Origin of the sequence: Rhodoferax lithotrophicus, assembly GCF_019973615.1 — a bacterium.
Classification (GTDB): Bacteria; Pseudomonadota; Gammaproteobacteria; order Burkholderiales; family Burkholderiaceae_C; genus Rhodoferax; species Rhodoferax lithotrophicus.
The window spans coordinates 4,707,067-4,729,862 of record NZ_AP024238.1 but is presented as its reverse complement, the minus strand read 5'-3'; the positions used below and the strand labels follow the sequence as shown (position 1 = coordinate 4,729,862).

The 22,796-nt window shown below is 58.4% G+C and carries 20 protein-coding genes and 1 pseudogene; 9 read left to right on the top strand and 12 right to left on the bottom strand.

Translation table 11 applies throughout. The features are described 5' to 3' along the window. Window positions 1-1,404 (bottom strand): CmpA/NrtA family ABC transporter substrate-binding protein, encoded by a 1,404-nt coding sequence (locus LDN84_RS21850; protein WP_223905929.1) that lies wholly within the window; start codon window positions 1,402-1,404, stop codon window positions 1-3. Window positions 1,405-1,838: 434 nt separating this feature from the next. On the opposite strand from LDN84_RS21850, the gene LDN84_RS21845 reads away from it, so the two are divergent. Continuing rightward, on the top strand, window positions 1,839-2,234 hold the full coding sequence (locus LDN84_RS21845; protein ID WP_223905927.1) for a VOC family protein: 396 nt from the start codon (window positions 1,839-1,841) through the stop codon (window positions 2,232-2,234). Between the two features lie 32 nt (window positions 2,235-2,266). Here the strand turns inward: LDN84_RS21845 and LDN84_RS21840 are convergent, their stop codons facing one another. Further along, window positions 2,267-2,914, bottom strand: a complete 648-nt coding sequence (locus LDN84_RS21840) for a helix-turn-helix domain-containing protein (RefSeq protein ID WP_223905925.1) — start codon at window positions 2,912-2,914, stop codon at window positions 2,267-2,269. A 340-nt stretch (window positions 2,915-3,254) separates the two neighbouring features. Between LDN84_RS21840 and LDN84_RS23140 the strand changes: the two genes are divergently transcribed. Continuing rightward, window positions 3,255-3,536, top strand: a complete 282-nt coding sequence (locus tag LDN84_RS23140; protein WP_223913244.1) for a WD40 repeat domain-containing protein — start codon at window positions 3,255-3,257, stop codon at window positions 3,534-3,536. A gap of 189 nt (window positions 3,537-3,725) precedes the next feature. Here the strand turns inward: LDN84_RS23140 and LDN84_RS21830 are convergent, their stop codons facing one another. Together LDN84_RS21830 and LDN84_RS21825 are read right to left on the bottom strand one after the other, a co-directional pair. Beyond that, a complete protein-coding gene (locus tag LDN84_RS21830; protein ID WP_223905923.1) occupies window positions 3,726-4,229 on the bottom strand; it encodes a DUF4411 family protein in 504 nt (167 codons plus the stop codon). Then, entirely contained in the window at window positions 4,226-5,368 is a 1,143-nt protein-coding gene (locus LDN84_RS21825; protein WP_223905921.1) for an ImmA/IrrE family metallo-endopeptidase, read from the bottom strand. The genes LDN84_RS21830 and LDN84_RS21825 overlap by 4 nt, the downstream gene beginning before the upstream one ends. 282 nt (window positions 5,369-5,650) lie before the next feature. On the opposite strand from LDN84_RS21825, the gene LDN84_RS21820 reads away from it, so the two are divergent. Continuing rightward, on the top strand, window positions 5,651-5,971 hold the full coding sequence (locus tag LDN84_RS21820) for a DUF2917 domain-containing protein (protein ID WP_223905919.1): 321 nt from the start codon (window positions 5,651-5,653) through the stop codon (window positions 5,969-5,971). Beyond that, window positions 5,968-6,924 carry an alpha/beta hydrolase family protein gene (locus LDN84_RS21815; protein WP_223905917.1) on the top strand — a complete coding sequence of 319 codons (957 nt, stop codon included), beginning with the start codon at window positions 5,968-5,970 and terminating at the stop codon, window positions 6,922-6,924. The genes LDN84_RS21820 and LDN84_RS21815 overlap by 4 nt, the downstream gene beginning before the upstream one ends. On the opposite strand, the gene LDN84_RS21810 is transcribed toward LDN84_RS21815, so the two are convergent. Next, entirely contained in the window at window positions 6,902-7,822 is a 921-nt protein-coding gene (locus tag LDN84_RS21810; protein ID WP_223905915.1) for a LysR substrate-binding domain-containing protein, read from the bottom strand. The genes LDN84_RS21815 and LDN84_RS21810 overlap by 23 nt on opposite strands. A gap of 125 nt (window positions 7,823-7,947) precedes the next feature. On the opposite strand from LDN84_RS21810, the pseudogene LDN84_RS21805 reads away from it, so the two are divergent. Continuing rightward, window positions 7,948-9,179: pseudogene (locus LDN84_RS21805) on the top strand (MFS transporter). Window positions 9,180-9,440: 261 nt separating this feature from the next. On the opposite strand, the gene LDN84_RS21800 reads toward LDN84_RS21805, so the two are convergent. Together LDN84_RS21800 and LDN84_RS21795 are read right to left on the bottom strand one after the other, a co-directional pair. Beyond that, on the bottom strand, window positions 9,441-10,118 hold the full coding sequence (locus LDN84_RS21800; RefSeq protein WP_223905913.1) for a response regulator transcription factor: 678 nt from the start codon (window positions 10,116-10,118) through the stop codon (window positions 9,441-9,443). Window position 10,119: 1 nt separating this feature from the next. Next, a complete protein-coding gene (locus LDN84_RS21795) occupies window positions 10,120-11,319 on the bottom strand; it encodes a PAS domain-containing sensor histidine kinase (RefSeq protein ID WP_223905911.1) in 1,200 nt (399 codons plus the stop codon). Window positions 11,320-11,480: 161 nt separating this feature from the next. Between LDN84_RS21795 and LDN84_RS21790 the strand changes: the two genes are divergently transcribed. Then, the gene (locus LDN84_RS21790; protein WP_223905909.1) at window positions 11,481-13,496 is read left to right on the top strand and encodes a diguanylate cyclase domain-containing protein; all 2,016 of its coding nucleotides are present in this window, start codon (window positions 11,481-11,483) and stop codon (window positions 13,494-13,496) included. A 281-nt stretch (window positions 13,497-13,777) separates the two neighbouring features. Here the strand turns inward: LDN84_RS21790 and LDN84_RS21785 are convergent, their stop codons facing one another. From LDN84_RS21785 to LDN84_RS21770, 4 genes are all read right to left on the bottom strand, one after another. Then, window positions 13,778-15,037 carry an FAD-dependent oxidoreductase gene (locus tag LDN84_RS21785; RefSeq protein ID WP_223905907.1) on the bottom strand — a complete coding sequence of 420 codons (1,260 nt, stop codon included), beginning with the start codon at window positions 15,035-15,037 and terminating at the stop codon, window positions 13,778-13,780. Further along, entirely contained in the window at window positions 15,034-16,176 is a 1,143-nt protein-coding gene (locus LDN84_RS21780; protein ID WP_223905905.1) for an acyl-CoA dehydrogenase family protein, read from the bottom strand. The genes LDN84_RS21785 and LDN84_RS21780 overlap by 4 nt, the downstream gene beginning before the upstream one ends. 118 nt (window positions 16,177-16,294) lie before the next feature. Continuing rightward, complete coding sequence (locus tag LDN84_RS21775) at window positions 16,295-16,858, bottom strand: OsmC family protein (RefSeq protein ID WP_223905903.1); 564 nt, start codon at window positions 16,856-16,858, stop codon at window positions 16,295-16,297. Between the two features lie 277 nt (window positions 16,859-17,135). Next, window positions 17,136-18,773 (bottom strand): sigma-54 interaction domain-containing protein, encoded by a 1,638-nt coding sequence (locus tag LDN84_RS21770; RefSeq protein WP_223905902.1) that lies wholly within the window; start codon window positions 18,771-18,773, stop codon window positions 17,136-17,138. 229 nt (window positions 18,774-19,002) lie between these two features. Here LDN84_RS21770 and LDN84_RS21765 point away from each other — a divergent pair, with 229 nt between their 5' ends. From LDN84_RS21765 to LDN84_RS21755, 3 genes are all read left to right on the top strand, one after another. Next, window positions 19,003-19,989, top strand: a complete 987-nt coding sequence (locus LDN84_RS21765) for a Bug family tripartite tricarboxylate transporter substrate binding protein (RefSeq protein ID WP_435405907.1) — start codon at window positions 19,003-19,005, stop codon at window positions 19,987-19,989. Between the two features lie 74 nt (window positions 19,990-20,063). Beyond that, on the top strand, window positions 20,064-20,534 hold the full coding sequence (locus tag LDN84_RS21760; protein WP_223905900.1) for a tripartite tricarboxylate transporter TctB family protein: 471 nt from the start codon (window positions 20,064-20,066) through the stop codon (window positions 20,532-20,534). Then, the gene (locus tag LDN84_RS21755; protein WP_223913240.1) at window positions 20,531-22,033 is read left to right on the top strand and encodes a tripartite tricarboxylate transporter permease; all 1,503 of its coding nucleotides are present in this window, start codon (window positions 20,531-20,533) and stop codon (window positions 22,031-22,033) included. The genes LDN84_RS21760 and LDN84_RS21755 overlap by 4 nt, the downstream gene beginning before the upstream one ends. A 75-nt stretch (window positions 22,034-22,108) precedes the next feature. Here LDN84_RS21755 and LDN84_RS21750 read toward each other — a convergent pair whose 3' ends face one another. Continuing rightward, window positions 22,109-22,753 (bottom strand): PEP-CTERM sorting domain-containing protein, encoded by a 645-nt coding sequence (locus tag LDN84_RS21750; RefSeq protein ID WP_223905898.1) that lies wholly within the window; start codon window positions 22,751-22,753, stop codon window positions 22,109-22,111. Window positions 22,754-22,796: the final 43 nt, after the last annotated feature.

The window sequence follows — 22,796 nt, the reverse complement described above, 5'->3', positions numbered from 1 at the left end:
TCAGGCCGCCTTGCTGATGGCGAAGCTCTTGGCGTAAGCGGCGGCCTTGTCGGCATCAAACTCCTTGCCCATGATCTTGAACTTGGGGTAAGCGCCTTCGGGTGCTTTTTGACTCAGCTCCTTCATGTGCTTCTTGGCATCGGTCAACAAGAACACTTTTTCAGCGATTTGTTTGTAGTTGACATCACCCTTGACATAGCCCCAGCGCTGCATCTGCGTGAGCATCCACACCGCCATGCTTTGCCACGGGATCGGGTCAAAGTCGGCACGGTCCGGCACGTTCTGGATCTTGCCCAGGCCGTCGGCAAACTTGCCGGTCAGCACCTGGGTCAACACCGCTTCAGGCTGGTTGAGGTATTGCGCGGGCGAGATCACCTTGGCAATCAGCTCGCGGTTGCCAGGCTGGCGCGCCATGGCGGCGGCTGTGAGCACCGAGCGGTACAGCGCGGCGAAGGTGTTGGGGTTCTTCTGGATGAACTCGGTGCTGGTGCCAAAGGCGCAGCAGGGGTGGCCGTTCCACAGGTCTTTGGTCAACACGTGGATAAAGCCGGCTTCTTCATACACGGCGCGCTGGTTGAACGGGTCTGGGCCGAGGAAGCCGTCAATGTTGCCCGCCTTCAGGTTGGCCACCATCTCAGCTGGCGGCACCACACGCAGTTGCACATCGGTGTCGGGGTTCAGGCCAGCTTCGGCCAGGTAGTAGCGCAGCAAGAAGTTGTGCATGCTGTACTCGAACGGAATGGCAAATTTGAAGCCCTTCCAGTTCTTCGGGTCGCGATTGTTCTTGTGCTTGAGCGCCAGCGTGATGGCCTGGCCGTTGACGTTCTGGATGGTGGCCACGTTCATCGGTGTGGGGTTGGAGCCCAGACCCATCGAAATCGCCAGCGGCATGGGTGACAGGAAGTGCGTCGCGTCATATTCCTTGTTGATCATCTTGTCGCGGATCAGGGCCCAGCCAGCGGTCTTGGACAGCTCCACATCCAGCCCTTGCTTGCTGTAGAAACCCAGCGGGTGGGCCATGATCAGCGGTGTGGCACAGGTGATTGGAATGAAGCCAATCTTGAGCTTGGTTTTCTCCAGTGCCGTTTTGTCCTGCGCCATGGCTTGCAGGCTGGCCAGGGGCAACACGCTGCCAATGGCGGCCATGGCGGTGCCTTTGCCCACTGCACGCAGGAAACGGCGACGCACCGCGTCTTGCGGAAACAGTGCCTTGACCAGCGTAGCCTCGATGAAGGCATTGGAATAGGCTTCAAACTCACTACTCAGGCTGCGGCGCTTGAGCTCGGCGGTGGCACCTTCTGCAGACAGTTCCTGCTGGTGTTCAGCCACCGTGTGGTCTCGGCCACAGCTGCACTTGAGCATCAGCGGGCGGTCAGCGTTGTAGGGGTCAAAGTACTGGGTCATGGCATTACCTTTTGAAGTTGGACCCTGTGCTCTACGCAATGCTCGGGCCAACTTGTGCCAAGGTTCGGGATGGCCATGCAATTCGTGCCCGGTGGCCCGACAGCTTGTAGGGCCAGCCCTACACCAGTGGTCGCTAAGCGGCGTTTTCCTGCGCCAAGGTGGGTTGCGGCTGTGGCGCTGGGTGTACCGTGCCAGCGCTATATCGTTTTTTTGCTGCTCTGTTTCAGAATCTGTGCCCGGTCGATGCTCACTGTGTTCGAGATCAATTTGAGCTGTGCACCAATTTCGTTCAGGGTGTGCCCGGTACTGAGCATGGCGATATTTCAGCTCGATACCTTGATGTTGGGCCTGTCGGATTTATTCAAGACTCCGCCTTGCACCCGTCCTATAGTCGCGCCCTGCAAACAGCACTGAACCTTAATACAAGGCCCACCATGATCCCTCAAGCACTATCGACCTGCATCACCACCACCAAGATCGAACAGACCCGAGACTTCTATGTCCGGCACTTTGCAGCCAGGATCGCGTTTGATTGCGGTTGGTACATCAACCTGGAGTTCGGGGGCAAATCTGCGTCTCTGCAATTCATGCAGCCCCAGCCAGGCCAGCCGCTTTGCAACCCCGCCGGGCTGACATTCAACTTCTGCGTGGCAGATGTGGATGCACAGTTTCAAACCCTGAGCACGGCGGGTTTGGCCGCCACTATGCCGCTGGAAGACCACCCTTGGGGTGACCGGGGCTTTGCGCTGCAAGACCCCAACGGCATCACGCTCTATATTTACTCCGAGCGTGAGCCCAGCGCCGAGTTCAAACCTTTCTACCAACCCTGATCCCAGAATCGTGCCGCGCATCGCCTACTGACCTAAGCGTAGCCTGATGCCGCCACAACCGCCAGCAGCTCTGGCGAGGCCAGCACCCCACTGGGAGTGCGCCCCAGCCAACGCTGAAACTCCCGCGTCATGTGCGCCTGATCGGCAAAACCGTGGTCAGCCGCGCAGGCTGCCAACGTGGGGGTGTGCGCCAGGCTGGCCGCAGCACGGCGCACCCGTGCCAGACATTTCCAGTAGGTCGGCGGGCGGCCAGTGGCAGCGAACACCAACCGCTGCAAGCTGCGCTCTGACACCCCCAATTGCCGCGCCGCTACGGCCACGGTTGCACTTGCCGACAGGCTGTGCAAAGCCTGCACGACGCGCGCGTCCAGGCGCACACAGGCATCCAGCCACGGCAGAGCGTCTTGTGCACTGTGCAGGGGGCACGCCTGCAAGGCATCAATGAGCATGGCCTCGTCAATCTGCGCACCTGGATGCAGGCGAAAGCCCCAAAACGCCTCTCCCACCGTACCGGGCACCTCGTAAGCCGCATCCGCAAGGGCCGTCACAAACCATCGGGGCCGCTGCCCCGGCGTGGCACGCAAGATCAAGTCACAACAGCCATCGGGCAAAATGACGGTGCTGTCGGTGTTTGTCGACGTGTGCTGCCATGCATGCAGGACGATGGCGGGGAGGGCCATGTGGTCAGAAACTCCAATGGAACGCTGCCATTTTCATGCGCATCCACCCTGCTGAGGTGGGTGAAATTCTGAACGCCCCTTGCGAGCTTGTTCAATTTGACTGTTTACCCCAGTTGCCTGCCTTGGTGTGGCAGGAACAAGTGATCGCTGTGGTTGCAGGCTAATTTTGCCGATATTTGTGGATGAAAATGTACCGTAGCCCTTATTGAATAAGCGCAAGAAGCTATTAAATGTATAGCTTTTTCGTCATCAAATTGCGAGTTCGAGGCGCATTCTTGCTAGAGATGACGCGGCCAACACGCTGCGTCTGTGGGATGCCGCTAGCGGCGTACTGTTGCGAGTGTTTGAGGGCCACCAGGATTGGGTTCAAGCCTGCGCGTTTTCACCCGATGAGCGCATACTGGCCTCTGCTGGCGCTGACAGCACGCTACGCCTGTGGGACGTGACAAGCTGCGCACTGATTCGCAGCCACTTGCATGCAAACCACGCCGCAGCAGCATGGCAGCCCACCGGGGATTTGCTCTATTGCACAGGCCGCGCTTGGCGGTACTTGAACTACCAGTTTCAATATGTCGATGGCGCCTGGCAGGTAGAACCGATAGAGGAGTACGCGGCTTGGTGAAATGCATCGCATAAAAGACCGTGTAGACCCTGCAAAATAAGCGCAACTAGCTATTGAATCGGTAGTATTTTATGACCTGCTTCCGCGCCGATGGCACATCCGTGCAACTGCCATGCGCAATCGCCGCCGCTACCTTGATCAAGGCAGCAAGCGCGGTCGGTCAATGTCGCCCAAAATCGTGAAAAGGGCTTATGCGTCTATCAGAACGAAATTGGCCTTGGTGTGGCCCAGCACCGCAAACGTATCCATCCATTGCAGGCCAAAGTGTTGACACACGTTGGGAATGCTGAATTTGCGGCGCAGTTGAAGATTGAACTGTTCGTGGGTTACCACCACACTGTCTGGCAAGGTCATAGCTTTGGCGATGAGCCACGGGTCGGCGCCACCTAAAAATTCCTCCAAGGCACCGGGCTTCATTTGCGCGGTTTGGGATGCCACATGCGCGGCCACTTGGGCGAATGCGGCTTGGGTGGCAGTGTCAGATACGGGGAGAAACAGAGCAGCGTTGTGCTTGGCCCACTGGGCCAGCTCATCGTTGCCGCGCTTGAGTTCGTCGCCCACACTCTCGATACTGGCCACCACACCTTGACCATGACTGCGCAGAACCCACGACCAGTAACCGGGGCAGATGGTCATGCCGTAGTAGCGGTTCTTCGCTTCAATCAGGGTATTGGAATCCAGCAGATAAATCATGCACCCAACTGCTCGGCAAATTGGCGAATCTTCGCCGGTTGTACACCGAGGAGCTTGCCGGCATCGCGCAACAGCAGGCGGCCGCTCAGGGCCTCTGCAATCACCGCTCTGGCGAATCGCACGCTGTTTTTAGAACCTGCGTTGCGATAAAAACTGCCCCCCTGGCTTTCGGCCTGCCGAAAGCGCTCCAGTTCCGCAAGATAGAAATCGTTATAAGTCTGGCGGTCAATCAACCCCAGATCCAACGCGCGGCGCACAACCACCAGTTGGCTGACATGGAAGCGCCGTGCAAGTTCTGCAATGCGGGTGGAAAGGTCCACCGAAGCCGTTGCCCAAAGACTTTTGAATAACTCTGCCGGCGCCAAAAACTCACCTGCAACCGCATTGCAAGCCATTTCTTCTTGGCGCAAGTTGCCAGACTCGGCATTGGATATGCCGCTGGAGCCAAACCAGAGGTGGGCCAGTTCGTGCAACAGGGTAAACAACCTGGCGGCAGGGGCATCTGCGGAATTGATAAAAACCACGGGCGCAAGAGGGTGGCTGATGGCAAATCCACGAAACTCGCTGACATCGAGCTTGCGGTGCGTGTTGTTGCCCACCGTGCCACTGCGCATCACCAGCACACCTGCCTGCTCTGCCCCCTGGATGAGCGCACGCTGGTAATCGTCCCACTGCCTTTGGCCCTGCTCTACATCAACGCCCAAAACAGCGCGAATATCTGCGGCAACAACCTGGGGAGCCTCATTGAACTTGAACTTCCCCACAAAGGGTAAAGACGGCATGCCCTGCTCTTGCTGGTATTCGAGATACCAGGCCTGACGTTGCAAGGCCTGCTTGACCGTCTCCAGCAAATCGACGCTTGGCTTTCCTACGGGCCTGCCGCCCACAGTGCGCAGGTCTGGCAATAACGGCTCATCAACAGGAGCCTGCTGCAAAAAGAAAAATCCAAAAGGGGCATGAAGTGCCTGGGCCAGGTTTTGCGCTTGTCGAAACGTCGGCAAAGCGTCACCGGCTTCCCAGCGCTCAAACTGCTCCGGTTTCACGCCAGCCGCGACGGCCGCATGACCAATATCCATGCCCACACGACCGCGAGCCCAACGGAGCATCTCGGGGTTGATTTGAGCATGGGGATGAGACATGGAATGATTCTAGGGGAACGTAGCTCTGCAAGCCAAAAATACAATAAAAATGCCTTGTAGCCATGATCTAATTTGCGTAAGCAGCTATTAATTTAGTAGCAAATTGGTGGCGATTAATTGGAATTCGCTCCCAATTACCCGTATCTACAAACATTCCCAAATCGAATGCGAACAGCGCATAAAAGTTGATTGAGCGCCATCACAAGCCATCGTAAATTCCCTTCTGTCCCATGCATCTTCCTGAGTTGCAGAGGGAAGCTGTTTGAACCCAAGGAATATAGGATGAACATTCAGAGTGAACAACTCACCGTGAAGGCAACGCCACGCTCAACGCTTGAATTCACTGATGTGCACGGACACACGTTGGCCTGCCTTGAAGGCACGCTCTGGGTCACGCAGCACATGGACACCTACGACTGGGTGCTACTGCCCGGCCAATCCATGACTATCGTCAGCAACGGCCCGGTTTTTGTCTCTGCCTGTCGGCAAAACGCCACCTTTTTCCTGAGTCAGCGTGTGCCTGAGCCATGTGAAAAGTTCATCAAGCCCTTCCTTCCCGCTGGTTTTTACCAATCGTCCATTTCCTGTGGGGATCACGCATGAGCGAGTACGTCTATCACCCGGAGTCCATGAACGTTTGCGCCAGCGATGGATACCCACTCCATGCCTTGGTATGGTTGAGCAAGTCGGGGGACTCACTCACCCCGCGCCCGGTGGTGATCATCAACCCGGCAACATCCGTGCACAGCCGCTATTACGCTCGGTTTGCCGCGTATTTGCACGCCAACGGATTTGATGTGGTGACCTACGACTACCGTGGCATCGGTGGTTCTCGTCCCAAGACTTTGCGTGGTTTTGATGCGGGCTGGATTGACTGGGGCACGCAAGATTTCGAAGGCATTTTGCGATTTGTGGCGCAACGATTTCCTGGCCAGCCGATCCAGGTGGTGGCGCACAGCGTGGGCGGGTTTTTGATTGGCCTTGCCGAATCAAACCATCGTGTCAGCCGTGTGTTCACCATGGGCGCACAGTTTGCCTACTGGAAAGATTACGCCCAGCGCCGGCGCCTGCCCATGCTTTGGCGCTGGCATGTGGTCATGCCCCTGTTGACGGCGATTTGTGGGTATTTCCCTGGCAAGCGCCTGGGGTGGCTCGAAGACACGCCACGCGGGGTGGTTCATGACTGGACGGCTCGCCATCCCCGCTTTGAGGATGCCTATCGAAAAGGTCACCGTGTCATGACTGCAGAGCAAAGGCGGCGCTTGGTGGAACGGTTTTCTCAAGTGAAAGGCGAGACACTCGCACTGTCAGTGACCGATGATGACTTTGGCACCGTCCCGGCCATACACCGCCTGCTGGCTTATTTCAAAAATAGCCCGGCAACGCATTGGCGGATTGCCCCCAACATGCTCGGGTTAAGCGAAATTGGACACTTTGCTTTCTTTCATGCCCGCTTTGAGCATTCGTTGTGGCGCATTGCGCTGACTTGGTTGCGTGACGGTCGGATACCCGAAGATACCCCTGGAAAATTGATCAACCGGGCAATGGTGGAGTAAGCCCTGCCTCATCAAGAATCCAATCGATCACAGCCTGAATCTCCTTGCGCGGCGAAGGGTCTGCCTGTATCAAGCCATAGATCTGGTTGGATGCAGGCCCCGCTTGCAGCGTATCCAGCGCAATCAGTCGACCATCTTCCAGCATGTCAGCGATCAACTCGCGCCGACCCAGAGCAATGCCCTGTCCGGCAAGGGCGGCGTGGATCATTTGGTCGTATTGGTTAAAACGCAAGATGCCTTTGGGCTTGATGCCAGACCAGCCCTGGGCTTGTAGCCAGGCCTGCCAAGACCACCATGGTCGAAGGTCGCCATCAAATTCAAGCAATACCGAATCTTCAATGAGCTTGGGATCAAAGAGGTGCATGAGGCCCAAAGTGGGATGTGCCACCGGGGAAATGGTCTCTCCAAAAAGAGGCCGAGCACCTTCAGGAAGGGCCGCTTGTGCGCAATAGCGGATCGCCAAGTCGATCCCCTTCTGGCGCAAGTCAACCATCTGATTGTTGGCAGACAAGCTGATCTCGATGTCCGGGTGTTGCTGCTGAAATTTTCCCAAGCGTGGCAGCAACCAGAGACCCACAAAACCGATGCTGGCCGTCAACGTCACAGGACGCTGCCGCAACTGATCTTGCAATGCGCCGACAGCATCTTGGAGTTGTTGCATCGAACCATCTGCCACGCGGAACAGGTACTCACCTTCCGAGGTGAAGGCAATGGCGCGATGACCCCGCAGAAAGAGTTTCACGCCCAAAGCTTCTTCCAGCGTGTGAATCTGCCGACTGACAGCAGATTGCGTCAGAAACAGATCGTTTGCCGCAAGCGTGATGCTCATGCGCCGCCCCACGGCGACAAAGCCACGAATGAGATCAGGCGATGGAATTTTGGCGAGTTGAATTGACATTCCATTTGCTCATGTGATGAGACACAAAGTTTGCTTGAGAAGCTGCATAAAAATCATTGTAATCATGACTCTTTAGCGTATGACCATGGAAAAAACAATTGATTTAAGAGAATGTGAATATGGAAATGAAAACAGCAAATAAGGCCAATGACGGACAACATCACGCATGGGGGTATGTGGTCGCCGGTGGTTTGATCATGGGGCTGGCGCTGGGAATCCGGCATGCCACAGGCATTTTTCAAGTGCCAATGACGATGGGCAACGGCTGGACGCGCGAGACCTTTGGTTTTTCCATCGCCGTGCAAAACCTGGTGTGGGGTTTGGCTCAACCTTTCACCGGCATGCTGGCCGACCGCTTTGGCGCGGCGCGAGTGATGGCTGTCGGGCTGCTTTTTTATGCCATCGGACTGGTTTTGATGAGTATTTCAACAACGCCATGGGCCTTCACCCTGTCTGCAGGCTTGTGCATAGGCATTGCACTCTCCGGCACTTCATTTGGTGTCATCTACGGTGCCATCAGCCGCATGACACCGCTTGATCGACGCAGTTGGGCACTCGGTCTGGCAGGAGCCGTTGGGGGCCTTGGGCAATTTGTGATGCTGCCGTTGGCCCAAGGGCTCATCAACTGGCTGACTTGGTCTGGCGCATTGGTGGCATTGGCGCTGGCATGTGCCATGTTTTTGCCTTTGGTTTTGCCCTTGCGCGACAAACAGCCACCAAACATGGGGCATGGCGCGGAGCAGACCATGCGTGAAGCGCTGACTGAAGCCTTTCATCATCGCGGGTTCTGGTTGCTGAATCTGGGTTTTCTTGCGTGCGGATTTCAATTGGCCTTCATTGCCTCACACTTACCGGCATACCTGCTGGACAAAGGAATGTCGGCCAACACCGCTGTGGCCGGATTGGCCATCATCGCATTAAGCAACGTGGCAGGCAGCTATTGTTGCGGGCTGCTGGGTGGCTTGTACCGGCGCAAGTACCTGCTATCGGGAATTTATCTGGTGCGCTCGATAGCGATGGCGCTCTTTGTAGTCCTGCCTTTGACAAGCTGGAGTCTCTATTTGTTTTGTGCCGTCATGGGTTTCATCTGGCTGGGCACGGTTCCACTGACCAATGGCCTGGTCTCCCAAGTGTTTGGTGTGAAATACATCACGACACTCTTCGGTTTTGTCTTTTTTGGTCACCAATTGGGCGCTTTTTGGGGTGTCTGGCTGGGTGTTCTATGTTTGAGGCCACCAAGTCATACGACATGATCTGGTTGGCCGGGATCGCACTGGGCCTGGTTGCCGCTGCCTTGCACTTCCCCATCAATGACCAAGAATTGCAACGCCCCAAACTGGGCTACCGCCCCACATGAACGCAGCGACTGCCATACGAGCGCTTGGCATCGGGCTTGGAGTCGCTTGTTGTTATTGGGTTTTTCTGGCCTACCTGAACCCAGAGAACGTCTGGGTGTGGTCAATCCTGATGTGTGGCGGGATCGGTGAGGTTGACCCAGGCCAACTCGGAATCGGTATAGGTCACATCCGCCACGTGCACTGCTGTATGCGCCTGCCTAAAACGGCAACCGGCAGCTTGACATATCAGCCCGAAAACCGGCGGTCAAAACCCCTGTTTCTCACCGCTCCTGCGCACTCCGGCTATGCCGCTGCGCATACAGCGCCAGCTCCACATCGTTCTTTGTCCCGGTCTTCTCCAGAATCCGCGCCCGGTAGGTGCTCACCGTGTTCGAGGCCAGCTTGAGCTGCGCACCAATTTCGCCCACGGTGTGCCCCATGCTGAGCAGGCGAAACACCTGGTATTCGCGGTGCGACAGGGCATCGACCCCGGCCACCACCGCTTGTGCGGCTGCGCCAGAGCGGCCGACCGATGCCATCGCCGCTGCCAGCGCCTCGGCCGTGTCAGGGGTGACATACATGCCGCCTGCCGCTACTTTGCGCACGGCGGCCACCATGTCGTCGGGGTCGGCGCTTTTGTTCAGGTAGCCGCCTGCGCCGAGCTTGATGCAGCGCACCGCGTACTGTTTTTCCGGGTAGGTGCTGAGCATCAGCACCGGCAGCTTGGGGTGGGTGCGGCGCAAAATTTGCAGCACTTCCAGCCCGTCTTGCTCTGGCATGGCAATGTCCAGCAGCACCAGGTCCAGCCCGGCAGCGCCGCCCAGCGCCGCCACTTGCGCCAGCACTTCCGCCCCGCTGGCGGCCTCGGCCAGCACACTTACATCGGGCGCATCGGCCAGCACCTGTTTCAGGCCTTCACGGACGATGCGGTGGTCATCACCAATCAGTACTTTGATCATGCTATATCTTTGAGAGTGGCAGGCGCAGACTGAATAAGGACCCCAGGCCAATTTGGCTTGAAATTTCGAGCTGACCACCAAAATGGCGCGCCCGTTCGCGCATGCCCATGACCCCATAGGCCGTGGGGGCCTCAAAGGCCAGGGTGCTGGCCCCGCAGCCGTTGTCCTGCACCGAAATGGTCAGCAACCGGGCATCCACCTGAATCCGCAAGGTGAGGGCCGTGGCCTGGGCGTGGCGGGCCACGTTGCTGAGCATTTCCTGAAAGATGCGAAACACCGCCATGGCTTCGGGCTCGGGCAGTTCCACGCCGTCGGTGCCCTGCATGTCCCAGTCCAGCGCCAGTTCAGCCGACTGGGCAAACTCGTGCGCCTGCCATTCCAGCGCAGCCCACAGGCCCTGGTGGTCGAGGATGCTGGGGCGCAGGTCGGTGATGATGCGGCCCACGTTGTCCACCGCCCGCTCGATCAGGCCACTCATGTTCTGACACTTGCTGCGCAGGCGGGTGCGCATGGCTTCGGCTTCGTGCGGCGTGCGCTGCTGTTGCTCACTCAGGCGCTTGTCCATCCAGTTCACATCCATCTTCAGCGCCACCAGCAGGCTGCCCAGCTCGTCATGCACTTCACGGGCAATGCGGGTGCGCTCTTCTTCGCGCACGGTCTCAGAGTAAGCCGACAGTTCACGCAGTTGCCCCAGCGCCACCGACAGCGCCTGGGTGCGCTCGTCCACCCGCTGCTCCAGCTCGTCTTTGGCGGCCCGCAGCGCATCGGCGGCGCGCTTGCGCTCGGTGATGTCGACAAAGGTCACCACCGCGCCCAGCACGGTGCTACCGTCCATCAGCGGGTAGCTGGAGTATTCGACCGGAAAACAATGCTGGTCGCGGTGCCAGAACACCTCGGTGTCAATGCGGCACGGCAGGCCCTGGCGAAAGGCGTTAAAGATGGCACAGTCGTGAGGTGGGTAGGGGTGTCCGTCGGGGTGCGAGTGGTGCGTCAGGTCGTGCATGTTGCGGCCCAGAACATCCTCAGGTTCACGCCCGATCATGTGGGCACCGGCCCGGTTGATGAAGGTGCAGCGCCCTTGCATGTCGATGCCGTAAATGCCCTCGCCGGTGGACTCCAGCAGCAAGGCCAGCTGCTTTTGCAGCACTGGTTCTACGGCGGCATTGGGTGGATTCAGAACGGCTTGACTGTTGATTTGCATGTGGATGGGGCAAGCAATGGCTGTGCCAATGGTTTGTGTGCAATGGCTGATTGCAGCCACACTGCAGCAGTAGTTCCCATTTTGTGTTCCATATCAAAGGGCTTTGCCAACTCGTGGCTATGATGACTTGTCATAGTCTATTGCTTCGTCGGATGGATTTGATGCGAACAACTCGCCGCTTGTTTTTGCGTGTGTTTTTGCCGATTGCCACGGTGTTGGTAGGTGTTGCTTTGTCCTATGGCTACCGGGATTTGGAATCCAAGCTCGCCGAACTACGCAACCAGGAGTACACCCGAACACAATTGGGCGCGGTGGCGCTAGCCAGCAGTGTTGAGCCGGTTACCCGCGGTCTCAAGTACTTGGCGCGGCTCAGCGCGCTGCATACTGCGGTGGATCAACCTACCCCACAGAATTTGGAAAATCTGGCGCAAGAATTCTCCACGTTTGCAGAATCCATGCAGCTTTACGATCAAGTGCGCTGGATCGACGAAACGGGCATGGAGCGAATCCGAATTGACCTTCACCATGGTCAAGCCGAACTGGTTGCGCCAGACAAGTTGCAAAACAAGGCGCAACGCTACTACTTTACCGATGCTCTCAAGCTCAAGCTGGGCGAGGTGTTCATCTCGCCGCTTGATCTCAACATTGAACATAATCAGATTGAGCTGCCTTACAAACCCATGATTCGTTTTGCCACACCCATTGCCGACCAGCAGGGCAATAAGCGCGGCATTGTCATCCTGAATTACTACGGTAATGTGATGTTGCAAGCCTTCGCCAAGGCGACCTCTGAGCAGGGCATGGCCATCAACAGTGCCGGTTACTGGCTCAAAAGCCCTGATACCTCCGATGAATGGGGGTTTATGCTCAAACGGCCTGAGCTGAGTCTGGCGATGCGTTCACCAGCTGCATGGAAGCTCATTTCAAGTACGGACAGCGGACAAGTCACGCTCAATGACGGCTTATGGACATGGGCAACGGTCTATCCTCATCAGGCGGGGCATCGATCTGGTGCCAGCAGCCCCGAGGCCAAAGGCCCCAGTGCGCAAGAGCAGGCCTTGCCCTTGTACTTCTGGAAATCGGTCACTCACCAGTCGGCTCAGACCTTGAGCGCTATCCGTCAGACCATTGCTTTGAAGGTCGCCAGCGTTTTCAGCCTGTTCCTGGTGCTGAGTGCGTGGAGCAGCTGGAAATTGGCGCACGCCTGGCGATCATTGGCGGATTCGGAGGAAAAGTACCAAACCATCGCCAATTTCACCTACGACTGGGAAACCTGGATCAGCCCAACGGGTGAGCAGATCTTCAACTCCCCATCCTGCGAAAAAATGACCGGATATGCTGCCGATGCCTTCAATGCCGAACCCAACCTCTTGCTCCGAATAACGCACCCTGAAGACCAGGCATTGATGTCCGACCACCTGGATCACCACCGGACCCAAAACGAAGCTTGTGAACTGAACTTTCGCATCATCCTACCCAGTGGGGAGGTGCGGTGGATTGAGCATGCCTGCCTACCGGTGTATGGCAAAGACCATGCATTTTTGGGCCGCCGGGCATCCAATCGTGACATCACCGACAGAAAACTGGCCGAAGCGCAAATCCGTCAACTCGCTTATTTCGACCCCTTGACCGGGCTGCCCAACCGGCGCATGTTGTACGACCGACTTCATTTCGCGCTGGCCCAAGCCAAGCGTTTCGAGCGTTCGCTGGCGCTCATGTTCCTTGACCTGGACTACTTCAAAAAAATCAACGACACACTCGGTCATGAGGTGGGCGATCAATTGCTCAAAGAAGTTGCCAAGCGTTTGGAGAGCTGCGTCCGCAGCGGGGATACCGTGGCGCGCGTCGGGGGCGACGAATTCATCATTGTGCTGACCGAAATCACGGCCCCTCATGATGCGGCCCAAGTAGCGCAGAAGATACTTGCCGCTATGGCTGCCTCTATTCGTTTGGATGGGCAAGAGCTCAACGTCACGATGAGCGTCGGCATCACGGTCTATCCTGTTCATGGGGATGACGATGTTCAATCACTCATGAAAAAAGCCGACATGGCCATGTATGAAGCCAAGTCCGCCGGGCGCAATACATATGCATTCTTTGAAATGGCAAACCTGATCAATGCCCAGCCAGCAGGCTCAAACCATGAAAGCGAGACAACGCATAACCCGACAGCGTAGTCGCGCTGAAACACACTTTTGCCACCGATTGAGTGCAACTGTATTTATAGCTGCTTGCGCAAGTAATACAAGCTCTACACCCCCAAAACACCCTTGAAAATTCAGAATTCCGCTAAGGCAAGCGCTAGATGGTGAGCAGGAAGGATGGTTGCTGTAGGAGCAGAGAAAGCTGCCAATACCGCGTCTTCCAGCGCACCTACAGAGACACGACCTTGTTACGTACGCAGAACAGGCCAAACTCAGGGCAAACGCAAACTGGCAACTGGCGCAGCTGACTAGCTTCAGTGCAGTGTCAACGGCAACGAAGTCGTCTTGACCCGCACCACCACCGGGCGCACCTCATAAGGCTCAGGCGCACAGCAGGCAATGGCCGCCGCAATGGTTTTGGCCTGTCGGGCAATTGGCTCGATGTAGCGGCTGGCTTGGCCGTGGATGCTGATGCAGTCACCCATGGCGTGGATGGCGCTCTGGCTGGTGCGCAGGGTTTGTGGATCGACCTCAATGCCGTTTTGCCAGGCCAGACCGGCGCTGTGGGCGAGGCGGCTGGGGGTTTGCAGGCCGGTGGCGGCGATCACCTGATCGGCCTCGAACTGCTGGCCACACTCGGTGGATACACGGATGCGGCTGCCAATTTTTTCCACCTTGGCGACCTTGACTCCGCCGATGAAGCGGATCGGCAGCGCGGCCCAGGCTTGCAGCACTTGCTGACCGGCTTGTTCAGACTGCCAGCGGGCCAGTGGCTCAGTTTGCACGTCCAGCAGCGTGATGTGGTGGCCGCCCAGGGCCAGGTCGTTGGCCAGTTCGCTGCCAATCAGCCCAGCACCGATGATCAGCACGTCTTTGGTGCCGCCTTCCAGGGCCGCACGCAATTGCAGGTACGCGCCCAGGTGGTTGATGCGCCAGCACAGGGATGCGGGCAGTGGCGCGGGCAACGCGGCTTGGGCGCCGTGGGCCAACACCAGTTGGTCGTAGCGCAGCGTGCCACGGGTGGTGCGCAGTTGTTGGCTGTCGGCGCTGATGCTGATGGCGTGGGTGTGGGCCAGCAGGCGCAGGCTCAGGCGGGCGGCGGCGGCGGCGCCACTTTCACGCACCAGTTTTTCAGGGCTGAGTTGGCGGGCCATGGCTACCGAGAGCAGGGGTTTGTCGTACACGTCGCCCGCGCAGGTGGTGACCAGGGTGATGGGTAAGCCAGCATCGGCGGCACGCAGGTGCTCGGCCATTTGCCAACCGGCACGACCGGCACCAACGATGACAACACCGGCACGGTGGCGGGCCCGGGTGGAGGCCACCGGGCCGCAACTGGGCAGCTTGGCGCACTGTGCGTCAGCGCTGGGTGCGGTGTAGAGCTCAAAGTCGGCCTTGGTCACGCCGCACAGCGGGCAGGCCCAGTCGTCGGGAATGTCGGCAAAGCGGGTTCCGGCCGCCAGGCCGCTGTCGGCATCACCCACGGCCTCGTCGTAGATCAGGCCGCAGGCTTTGCAGATGAATTGCAAGAACGGGGCGGCTCTGGCCGTGCTGGTCAGCTTGGGGGCGGCGTTCATGCTGGCATCTCCTCGGCGCTCAGGCGGGCGATTTCCTTGCGCAGGTGTTTGATGGCGGGGGTGACGATGGCGACAAAATGCGCCTCGCGCACCCGGCGCTGCACGTCTGAGCTCATCAGGTAGCCGCGAGCGCCCTGGTGCATCAGGGCCGATTGGGTGGCCCGCAGGCACAGCTCGGCCCCGTGGGCGCGGGCATCGAGCACGTCGATGAAGAATTCGGTGGAGGTATCGAATGGGGTTTTGGCCATGGTTTGCACCCGGGCCACCAGCGCGTTGAGTTCGGCTTGCAGCGTGTCGGGGCGGTCTTCCAGGTATTGGTTGACGTGGCCCAGTTGGGGTTCTACCGCCCACATGGACTCAATTGCGCCCTGGATGATGCCCACCGCAATGCCACATTGCAGCATGACAAACGCGGCGCGAATGTGGGCGATCTTTGGCTTGGCCGGGTCGGCCATGATGTCGTCCGGGCCGACAAAGTAGTCTTTCAGACGCAGTGCGTAAGTGCCGGTGCCTTCCATGGCGGAGAAGGTGGGGCATTCCACCAATTCCATGCCGGGGGCATCGCAGCGCAGCAGGAACATGAGTTCGGTGCCGCTCTCGGGGATGGCGGCAATCGCGCCGCAGTAGTGATCGGTCTGCAGGTTGCTGATCCAAGGCAGCGTGCCGCTGACCCGGTAGCCACCTTCCACCTTGGTGGCTTTGAGCAGCAGGCTCTCGATTTCGGCGTAGCTTTTCATGGGGTTGGACAAAGCGGTACCGCCCATGCCCAGACCTGCGACGTGGCGGGTCAACACATCCCCCGTCAGCGCCGGGTTGCCGGACTGTTGCAGGTACAGGCCGCAGACGGCCTGGCACCACATCATGAAGCCGGTGGCCCCGCACACCTTGGCGGCTTCGGCCATGGCCTGAATCGCCAGAAAGAAGTCGCCCGAGCCATGCGGTGCGTCCAGGTGCGCACTCATGGCCCCCGCTGCGGCCAGCTCCTGGAGGATGGCCTTGGGGTAATGGCCCTGGCGGTCAATGGCCTCCACCTGTTGTCGTAGCGGGCCTTGGGCGATGGTGCGTACGGCGGCCAGCAGCGCATCGGCTGTGGGAGGGGTGGCAAGGACACATTCGCGGGGAAGATCGGCGGGGTTCATGGGCATTCCTTGGGGTGTGGGTGTTGCAAACGCTGTTCGGGTCGGGCTGGCGGGAGGGGGTGAGGCCCCGGTTGGCCCGTGGCGAACAGGTTGGTCGAGCCAAAAGGCTCTGTCCGGTTTAATCAGCCAGGCTGATTTCAAACGGGATCGGGTTGCGCATGGTGTTGGCCACGGGCGAGTAAAAGTTGGCGTGTTTGACGATCTCGTCGAGTTCCTCGCGCGTGGCATCACCTTCGACCAGCACCTTGACGCGGATGGCCTGGAAACCCATTTCTGAGGGCAGCTTTTGCAGGGCACCACCGGCACCCCAGGCCGCAGGGTTACCAATGTCGCCTTCTAGAAAGACTTCAAGTTTGGTCAGCTTGACTTGTTTCCAGGTGGCCACGGCGGTGATGCCCACAGCAATACAGCCGCCCAGGCCGGAGAGCACGATCTCGCCGGGGGCGGGGGCGGTGTCTTGGCCAAAAAGGTGCAGCGGCTCGTCCACCACCACCGGGGCGTGGTTGCCCACATAGCTCAGCGAGCGGTACTGGCCTTCCATCACGGTGTGAACTTTGTTGGTGCCGCGTGAGGCGGGGTTGTTGCGGCCTTTTTCGGCAAAAGTGGCCAGGCCTTGTGCATCAATCGGGCGCAGGTAGGCTTTGACGGTTTGTACGGGGGCTGTGGTTTCAGCAGTGGTCATGGTGTCCTCTTGATGGGTTGAAGGCAGATGCCTGACAGGCTTATTGCAACCCTCGTGCCAGCATTTGGCACATCTAGAGATATTTCATGAAAATAGCATGATCCCTTGCAGATAAAGAATTCATTGCTATTAAATACAGAGCTTAAAAAGTGATTGATGTGCTCGCCAAAAACCGAAATAAACACAATGTCGACATTGTGTCGACATTGTGTTGTGCTGCTGAGGATGGAAAAGGAACCGTAATTTCAAGCAGACCTTCCAGCACGAACCAACTGCCTTACCCCTGCGGTGCCCCCTTGCGTAACCGGTAAGCAAACTGCCGCACCGTCATTCCCAGCGCCTGGGCTGCGCGTGACTGGTTGCCGCCGTGTTGGGCCAGGGTTTGTTGCAGCTCCTCCCGTGTGTGGGAGTTGGCGGGCAGGTAGTCGCGCACCAATGGTGCGGTAGGGGCGCGGGGCGCAGGCTTGGCGGGTGTACTGGCACCCACAGGCGCAGAGGCCAGCGTGGTGAACGTCCCACCGGCCTCAGTCGGCAAAAAACGCTCCAGCTCGGTGGCGGTCACCATCGGGCCATCGGCCAGCAGCACCAGCCGCTCGATCACATTGCCCAGTTCGCGGATGTTGCCAGGCCAGGGGTGTTCTTGCAGCCGGGTGAGCGCGGCGGGCGACAGGTACACGTTGCGCTGATTGGCCTGGTTGGCGCGGTTCATGAAATGAATGGCCAGGGTGTGAATGTCTTCGCGCCGCTCGCGCAGGCTGGGCAGTCGGATCGGGATCACATTGAGGCGGTAAAACAGGTCGCGGCGGAAACTGCCGCTGGCGACATCGGTTTCCAGGTCGCGGTGGGTGGCGGCCACCAGCCGGACATCGACCTTGATTTCAGCCTTGCCGCCCAGGCGCACGATGGTGCCTTCTTGCAGGGTGCGCAGCAGCTTGGTTTGCATGGCCAGCGGCATGTCGCCAATCTCGTCCAGAAAAATCGTGCCATGGTTGGCCTGCTCAAACCAGCCCACCCTGGCACTGGCCGCGCCGGTAAAGGCCCCGCGCTCGTAGCCAAACAGCTCGGACTCGAACAGCGTGTCGGGAATGGCCGCGCAATTGACCTTGATGAATGGTGCGTCACGGCGCTGGCTGGACAGGTGCAAGGCGCGGGCAAACAGCTCTTTGCCAGTGCCCGACTCCCCCAGCAGCAGCACGCTGGCCTGTGCCTGTGAGACGCGCTCAAGCTCGTCAATGGCTTGCAGCAGCGCGGACGAGGTGCCGATGATGCCGTAGCGCACGGCGGCGGCATCCAGCGCATGGGTCAGCAGGGTGTTGCGGGTTTCCAGTGCCCGGGTTTGCTGCTGCATCAGGTCTTGTAATTGCAGCACCTGGCCCGCCAGCGTGGCCATGATCTTGAGCAGTGCCATGTCGTCATTCAGGCGACGCTGGCGGCTGCGGATGCGGTGGCAGGCCAGAACACCCACGGTGGCACCGTTCACGAGAATGGGTAGCGCGATGAAGGCCACGGTTTCCTGGGGTAACTGGTCGCGCGTGACCGAACGGGCCAGGAATTGGGGTTCGGCATCAATGTCTTGCACCAGCATGGTCTGGCCGGTGGCCAGCACACGCCCGGTGATGCCTTCGCTTGGCGCATAGATGCCACGTGCGATTTCGGCTTTGGTCAGGCCGTAGGCAAAGCAGATACGTGACGTGCCGGGTGGACTGTTCTGCGCGCTGTCGGGCGCGTCAACCAGCACGATGCGGCCGCGGTTGAGCCCCAGCAGCTCGGACAGCAAATGCAGCATTTCGCGCAACACCACGCCGGGGGCCAGACTTTTGCCAATCAGGCCAATGATTTCCCGCATCAGGAGTTGTTCTTGTGCTTGCAATGGGGGTGTCGCCAGCGAGCGTTTTGGAGAGGGATTGGGGATCATGTCCGAATGCTAGCAAGAAGCACAGGCGAACCTGAAGCAGGGCATCGCCGCTATGGCCCCTGAATACCGGGGATGTCGATGTAATGGCCGGTAGCTAGGGTTTCCCCTTGTTTTTCAGCCCCTGTGCTGAAAGCTGGCCGAAAGCCGTTTTTTTCTACAGTCACCCCCATGCCGCGCTGGGCCTGATGGGGGTCGGCGGCATGTACATCATATTTACAGGAGATTTTTCATGCGTCTGCATCACGTTTCTTGGGCTGCTGTAGCCTGCGCCGGTCTGGTGAGTTTGTCTGCCATGGCCGGGCCTTTGGATAAAACCGAATGTATTGCCCCTGCCAAACCTGGTGGCGGGTTTGATTTGACTTGCAAGCTGGCGCAAAGTGTTTTGATGGAAGGCAAATACATTGCCGACCCGATGCGTGTGAGCTACATGCCCGGCGGGATTGGCGCGGTGGCCTACAACGCCATCGTGGCGCAACGCCCGGGCGAAAACAACACCATCGTGGCTTATTCGGGTGGCTCGTTGCTGAACCTGGCCCAGGGCAAGTTTGGCCGCTACAGCGAAAACGATGTGCGTTGGCTGGCGGCGGTCGGCAGTGACTTCGGTGCGGTGATCGTGGCAGAGAATTCGCCCATCAAATCGATCAAGGATCTGGTGGCGGCCATCAAGGCTGACCCAAGCAAGGTGGTGTTTGGTGCCGGCGGCAGCGTGGGCAGTCAGGACTGGATGAAGGCGGCACTCACTGCCCGTGCCGCTGGACTGGACCCGAAGGCCATGCGTTTTGTGGCTTTTGAAGGTGGTGGTGAAGCCATCACCGCCTTACAAGGTGGTCACGTGCAGGTGTATTCCGGTGATGCGTCCGAGGCCGAAGAGCAGATCAAGGCCGGAGCCAAGATCCGCGTGCTGGCCATTCTGGCTGACAAGCGTGTGGATGGCTCTCTGGCCAGTGTGCCGACCATGAAAGAACAAGGTTATGACGTGCAGTGGCCCATCATCCGTGGCTTCTACATGGGCCCCAAGGTGAGTGATGCCGACTTCAAGGTCTGGAGCGACGCTTTTTCCAAAGTGATGGCAACACCGGCTTACGACAAGCTGCGTGCGCAGCGTGGCCTGTTCAAGTTTTCCCTGACCGGCAAAGAGCTTGATACGTTTATCAAGGAGCGTATGGGAGCCTACCGCCAGCTGGCCAAAGACTTCAATCTGAAGGTGGCTCAGTAATTTAAGAAAAATTGGTCTCCAGTGCTTGTACTAAAAGCGCTGGTAGCTCATTATTAAATAGCGAGAAGTACATTATGGGTGATCGCATTTTGGGGGTGATCTGCGTGCTGGTGGCTGCTGCCATGGCTTGGGCAGCGTACGGCTACGCAGCCGAAATTTCTTATGAGCCGGTGGGGCCACGAGCTTTTCCGATGCTGCTGGCTTGTGTGCTGGCGGTGGTGGGCTTGGCGCTGCTGTTCAAACGACAAGGCCAGGCCAAGGCCAGTAGCACGCCGGTGTTGGTGGCCACGTCGCCGCTGGACTGGAAGGCGGTCGGCATGTGCTCGGTCAGTGTCATGGTGTACGGTGCACTGTTCCAAACGCTGGGTTTCTGGCTGGCCACCACGGTGATGGCGGTGCCGGTGGGCATGGCGTTTGGTGGCACGTTCAAGAAGACCTTGGTGGGTGGCCTGGTCATGGGACTGGGGTTTTATCTGATGTTTGACAAGCTGCTGGATGTGGTGTTGCCCACCGGCGTTTTGTCCTTTTTGCTGGGAGGGCGCTGATGGATACCTTACAACACTTGGCCGAAGGCTTTGGCGTGGCGCTGATGCCGATCAACCTGCTGGTGGCCACCATTGGTGCGTTCATCGGTACCATCGTCGGCATGCTGCCCGGCCTGGGGCCGATCAACGGCGTGGCATTGCTGATGCCGCTGGCCTTTGCCCTCAAATTACCCCCGGAAACGGCGTTGATCCTGCTCACCGCTGTCTACATTGGCTGCGAATTTGGTGGGCGGATTTCATCCATTTTGCTCAATGTGCCTGGTGATGCTGGTGCCATCATGACCGCCATTGACGGCCACCCCATGGCAGTCAAGGGGCAGGGGGGGGTGGCGTTGTCCATTTCCGCCTGGAGTTCGTTCATCGGCTCCACCTTTGCCACCACGGGTATTGTGCTGTTTGCACCGCTGCTGGCGCGTTGGGCCCTGGCGTTTGGGCCGGCCGAATATTTTGCACTGATGTGTTTTGCTTTTGCCTGCATCACCGGGTTGATGGGTAACCAGCCGCTCAAGGCGGTGCTGGCGGCGGCCATTGGCCTGTCGTTGTCCACCGTCGGGCTGGATTCCAATTCGGGCGTGTACCGCTTTACCGGCGACAACGTACACCTGTCGGATGGCATTCAGTTCATTGTGGTGGTGATTGGCCTGTTTTCCGTCAGTGAGATTTTGCTGATGCTGGAACACCAGGCCAATGCCAGTGGCTTGATCCGCGCCACCGGTCGTAACCTGTTCAACATGAAAGAGATGGCGCAGACCTGGTGGTGTACGGTGCGCTCGTCCCTGATCGGTTTTGTGGTGGGTGTGTTGCCAGGGGCTGGGGCCACCATTGCCAGTGCCATGGCCTACACTGTGGAAAAACGGCTGAGTGACAAGCATGGCACTTTTGGCAAGGGGGACATTCGTGGCGTGGCCTCACCCGAGGCCGCCAACAACGCATCGGCCAACGGCTCGTTTATTCCGATGCTGACTTTGGGGGTGCCGGGCTCAGGCACCACGGCGGTGATGGTGGGTGCGCTGTCGCTCTACAACATCACGCCCGGCCCGGCCTTGTTCACCCAGCAGCCGGCCCTGGTGTGGGGGCTGATTGCCTCGATGTTCATCGGCAATATTCTGTTGTTGCTCATCAACATCCCTTTGGTGGGCCTGTTTACCCGCATCCTGCTGGTGCCCAATTGGCTGCTGGTGCCCGGCATTTTGGCCATCAGTGCGGTGGGGGTGTATTCGGTGCATGCCACCACGTTTGATTTGATGCTGATGGGGGGGCTGGGGATTGCGGGTTATCTGTTGCGCAAGACCGGTGTGCCCATGGCTCCGCTGATTCTGGGTTTTGTGCTGGGTGATCTGATGGAGCAAAACCTGCGCCGGGCACTGTCCATCACCAACGGGGAACTCGGTATTCTGGTGGAAAGCGCTATTTCCAAGGGGCTTTGGGTCGGTGTCGTGGCCATGCTGCTGGTGCCGCCGCTGTACCGCAGATGGAGCCAGAGAGCGGCCTCGAACTGAGACGGTCTTTTCTGATTCATCAACAAAAAAGGCTTGCCGTGAGGCAAGCCTTTTTGCAATTCAAACCACCAGGGTTTAAGCGGCTTTGTTTTTGCGACGACGCACCACACCCATCAAACCCAAGCCAGCCAGCAGCATGGCATAGGTTTCGGGTTCCGGCACGGGTGCGGCCAACAGGTACACGCGGTCAATCACGATATCTTTGGCCGGATAGCCGGTTGGTGTGAAGGTGAAGCTGATGTTGTAGGTGCCTGCCGCCAGCGACACAGCGCCACTTTGGGCCTGCCATGTACGGCCGGTCAGGCTGCTGATATTGGTCGAGAACAGGGTGTTGCTGCCGATAGCTGCAGAAAAGGAAGCGTTATGGGAGTTATTCAAACCATTGGCAGGGGCATAGGTGGAAAACCCCATCGAATACATACCGCTGGATGTCAAGGTGACCGATTGGGTCAGGGTCTGCTTGGCGATATCGTCAACAAAATACACACCATGTGTGCCTGCAGCATCGGGGCTCAGACTGGTTGAATTGTCAGCCAGTACCGTTTCACCATAAAAATTGGGGCCGTAGGACTTTACGGAAAGAGGGTTGCTACCTGCACCAGTGACCGACCAACCGGTTAATCCGTTTTCAAAACTGCCATTGGACAGCAAATTGTCCGCATGCGCACCCCATGAGGCAGACACCACAGCCAGCGCCAAAATTGTTTTTGAAAATTTCATGTGCAACCCTTTTTTCTAAATCAGAAGTATGTCGAGGATATCA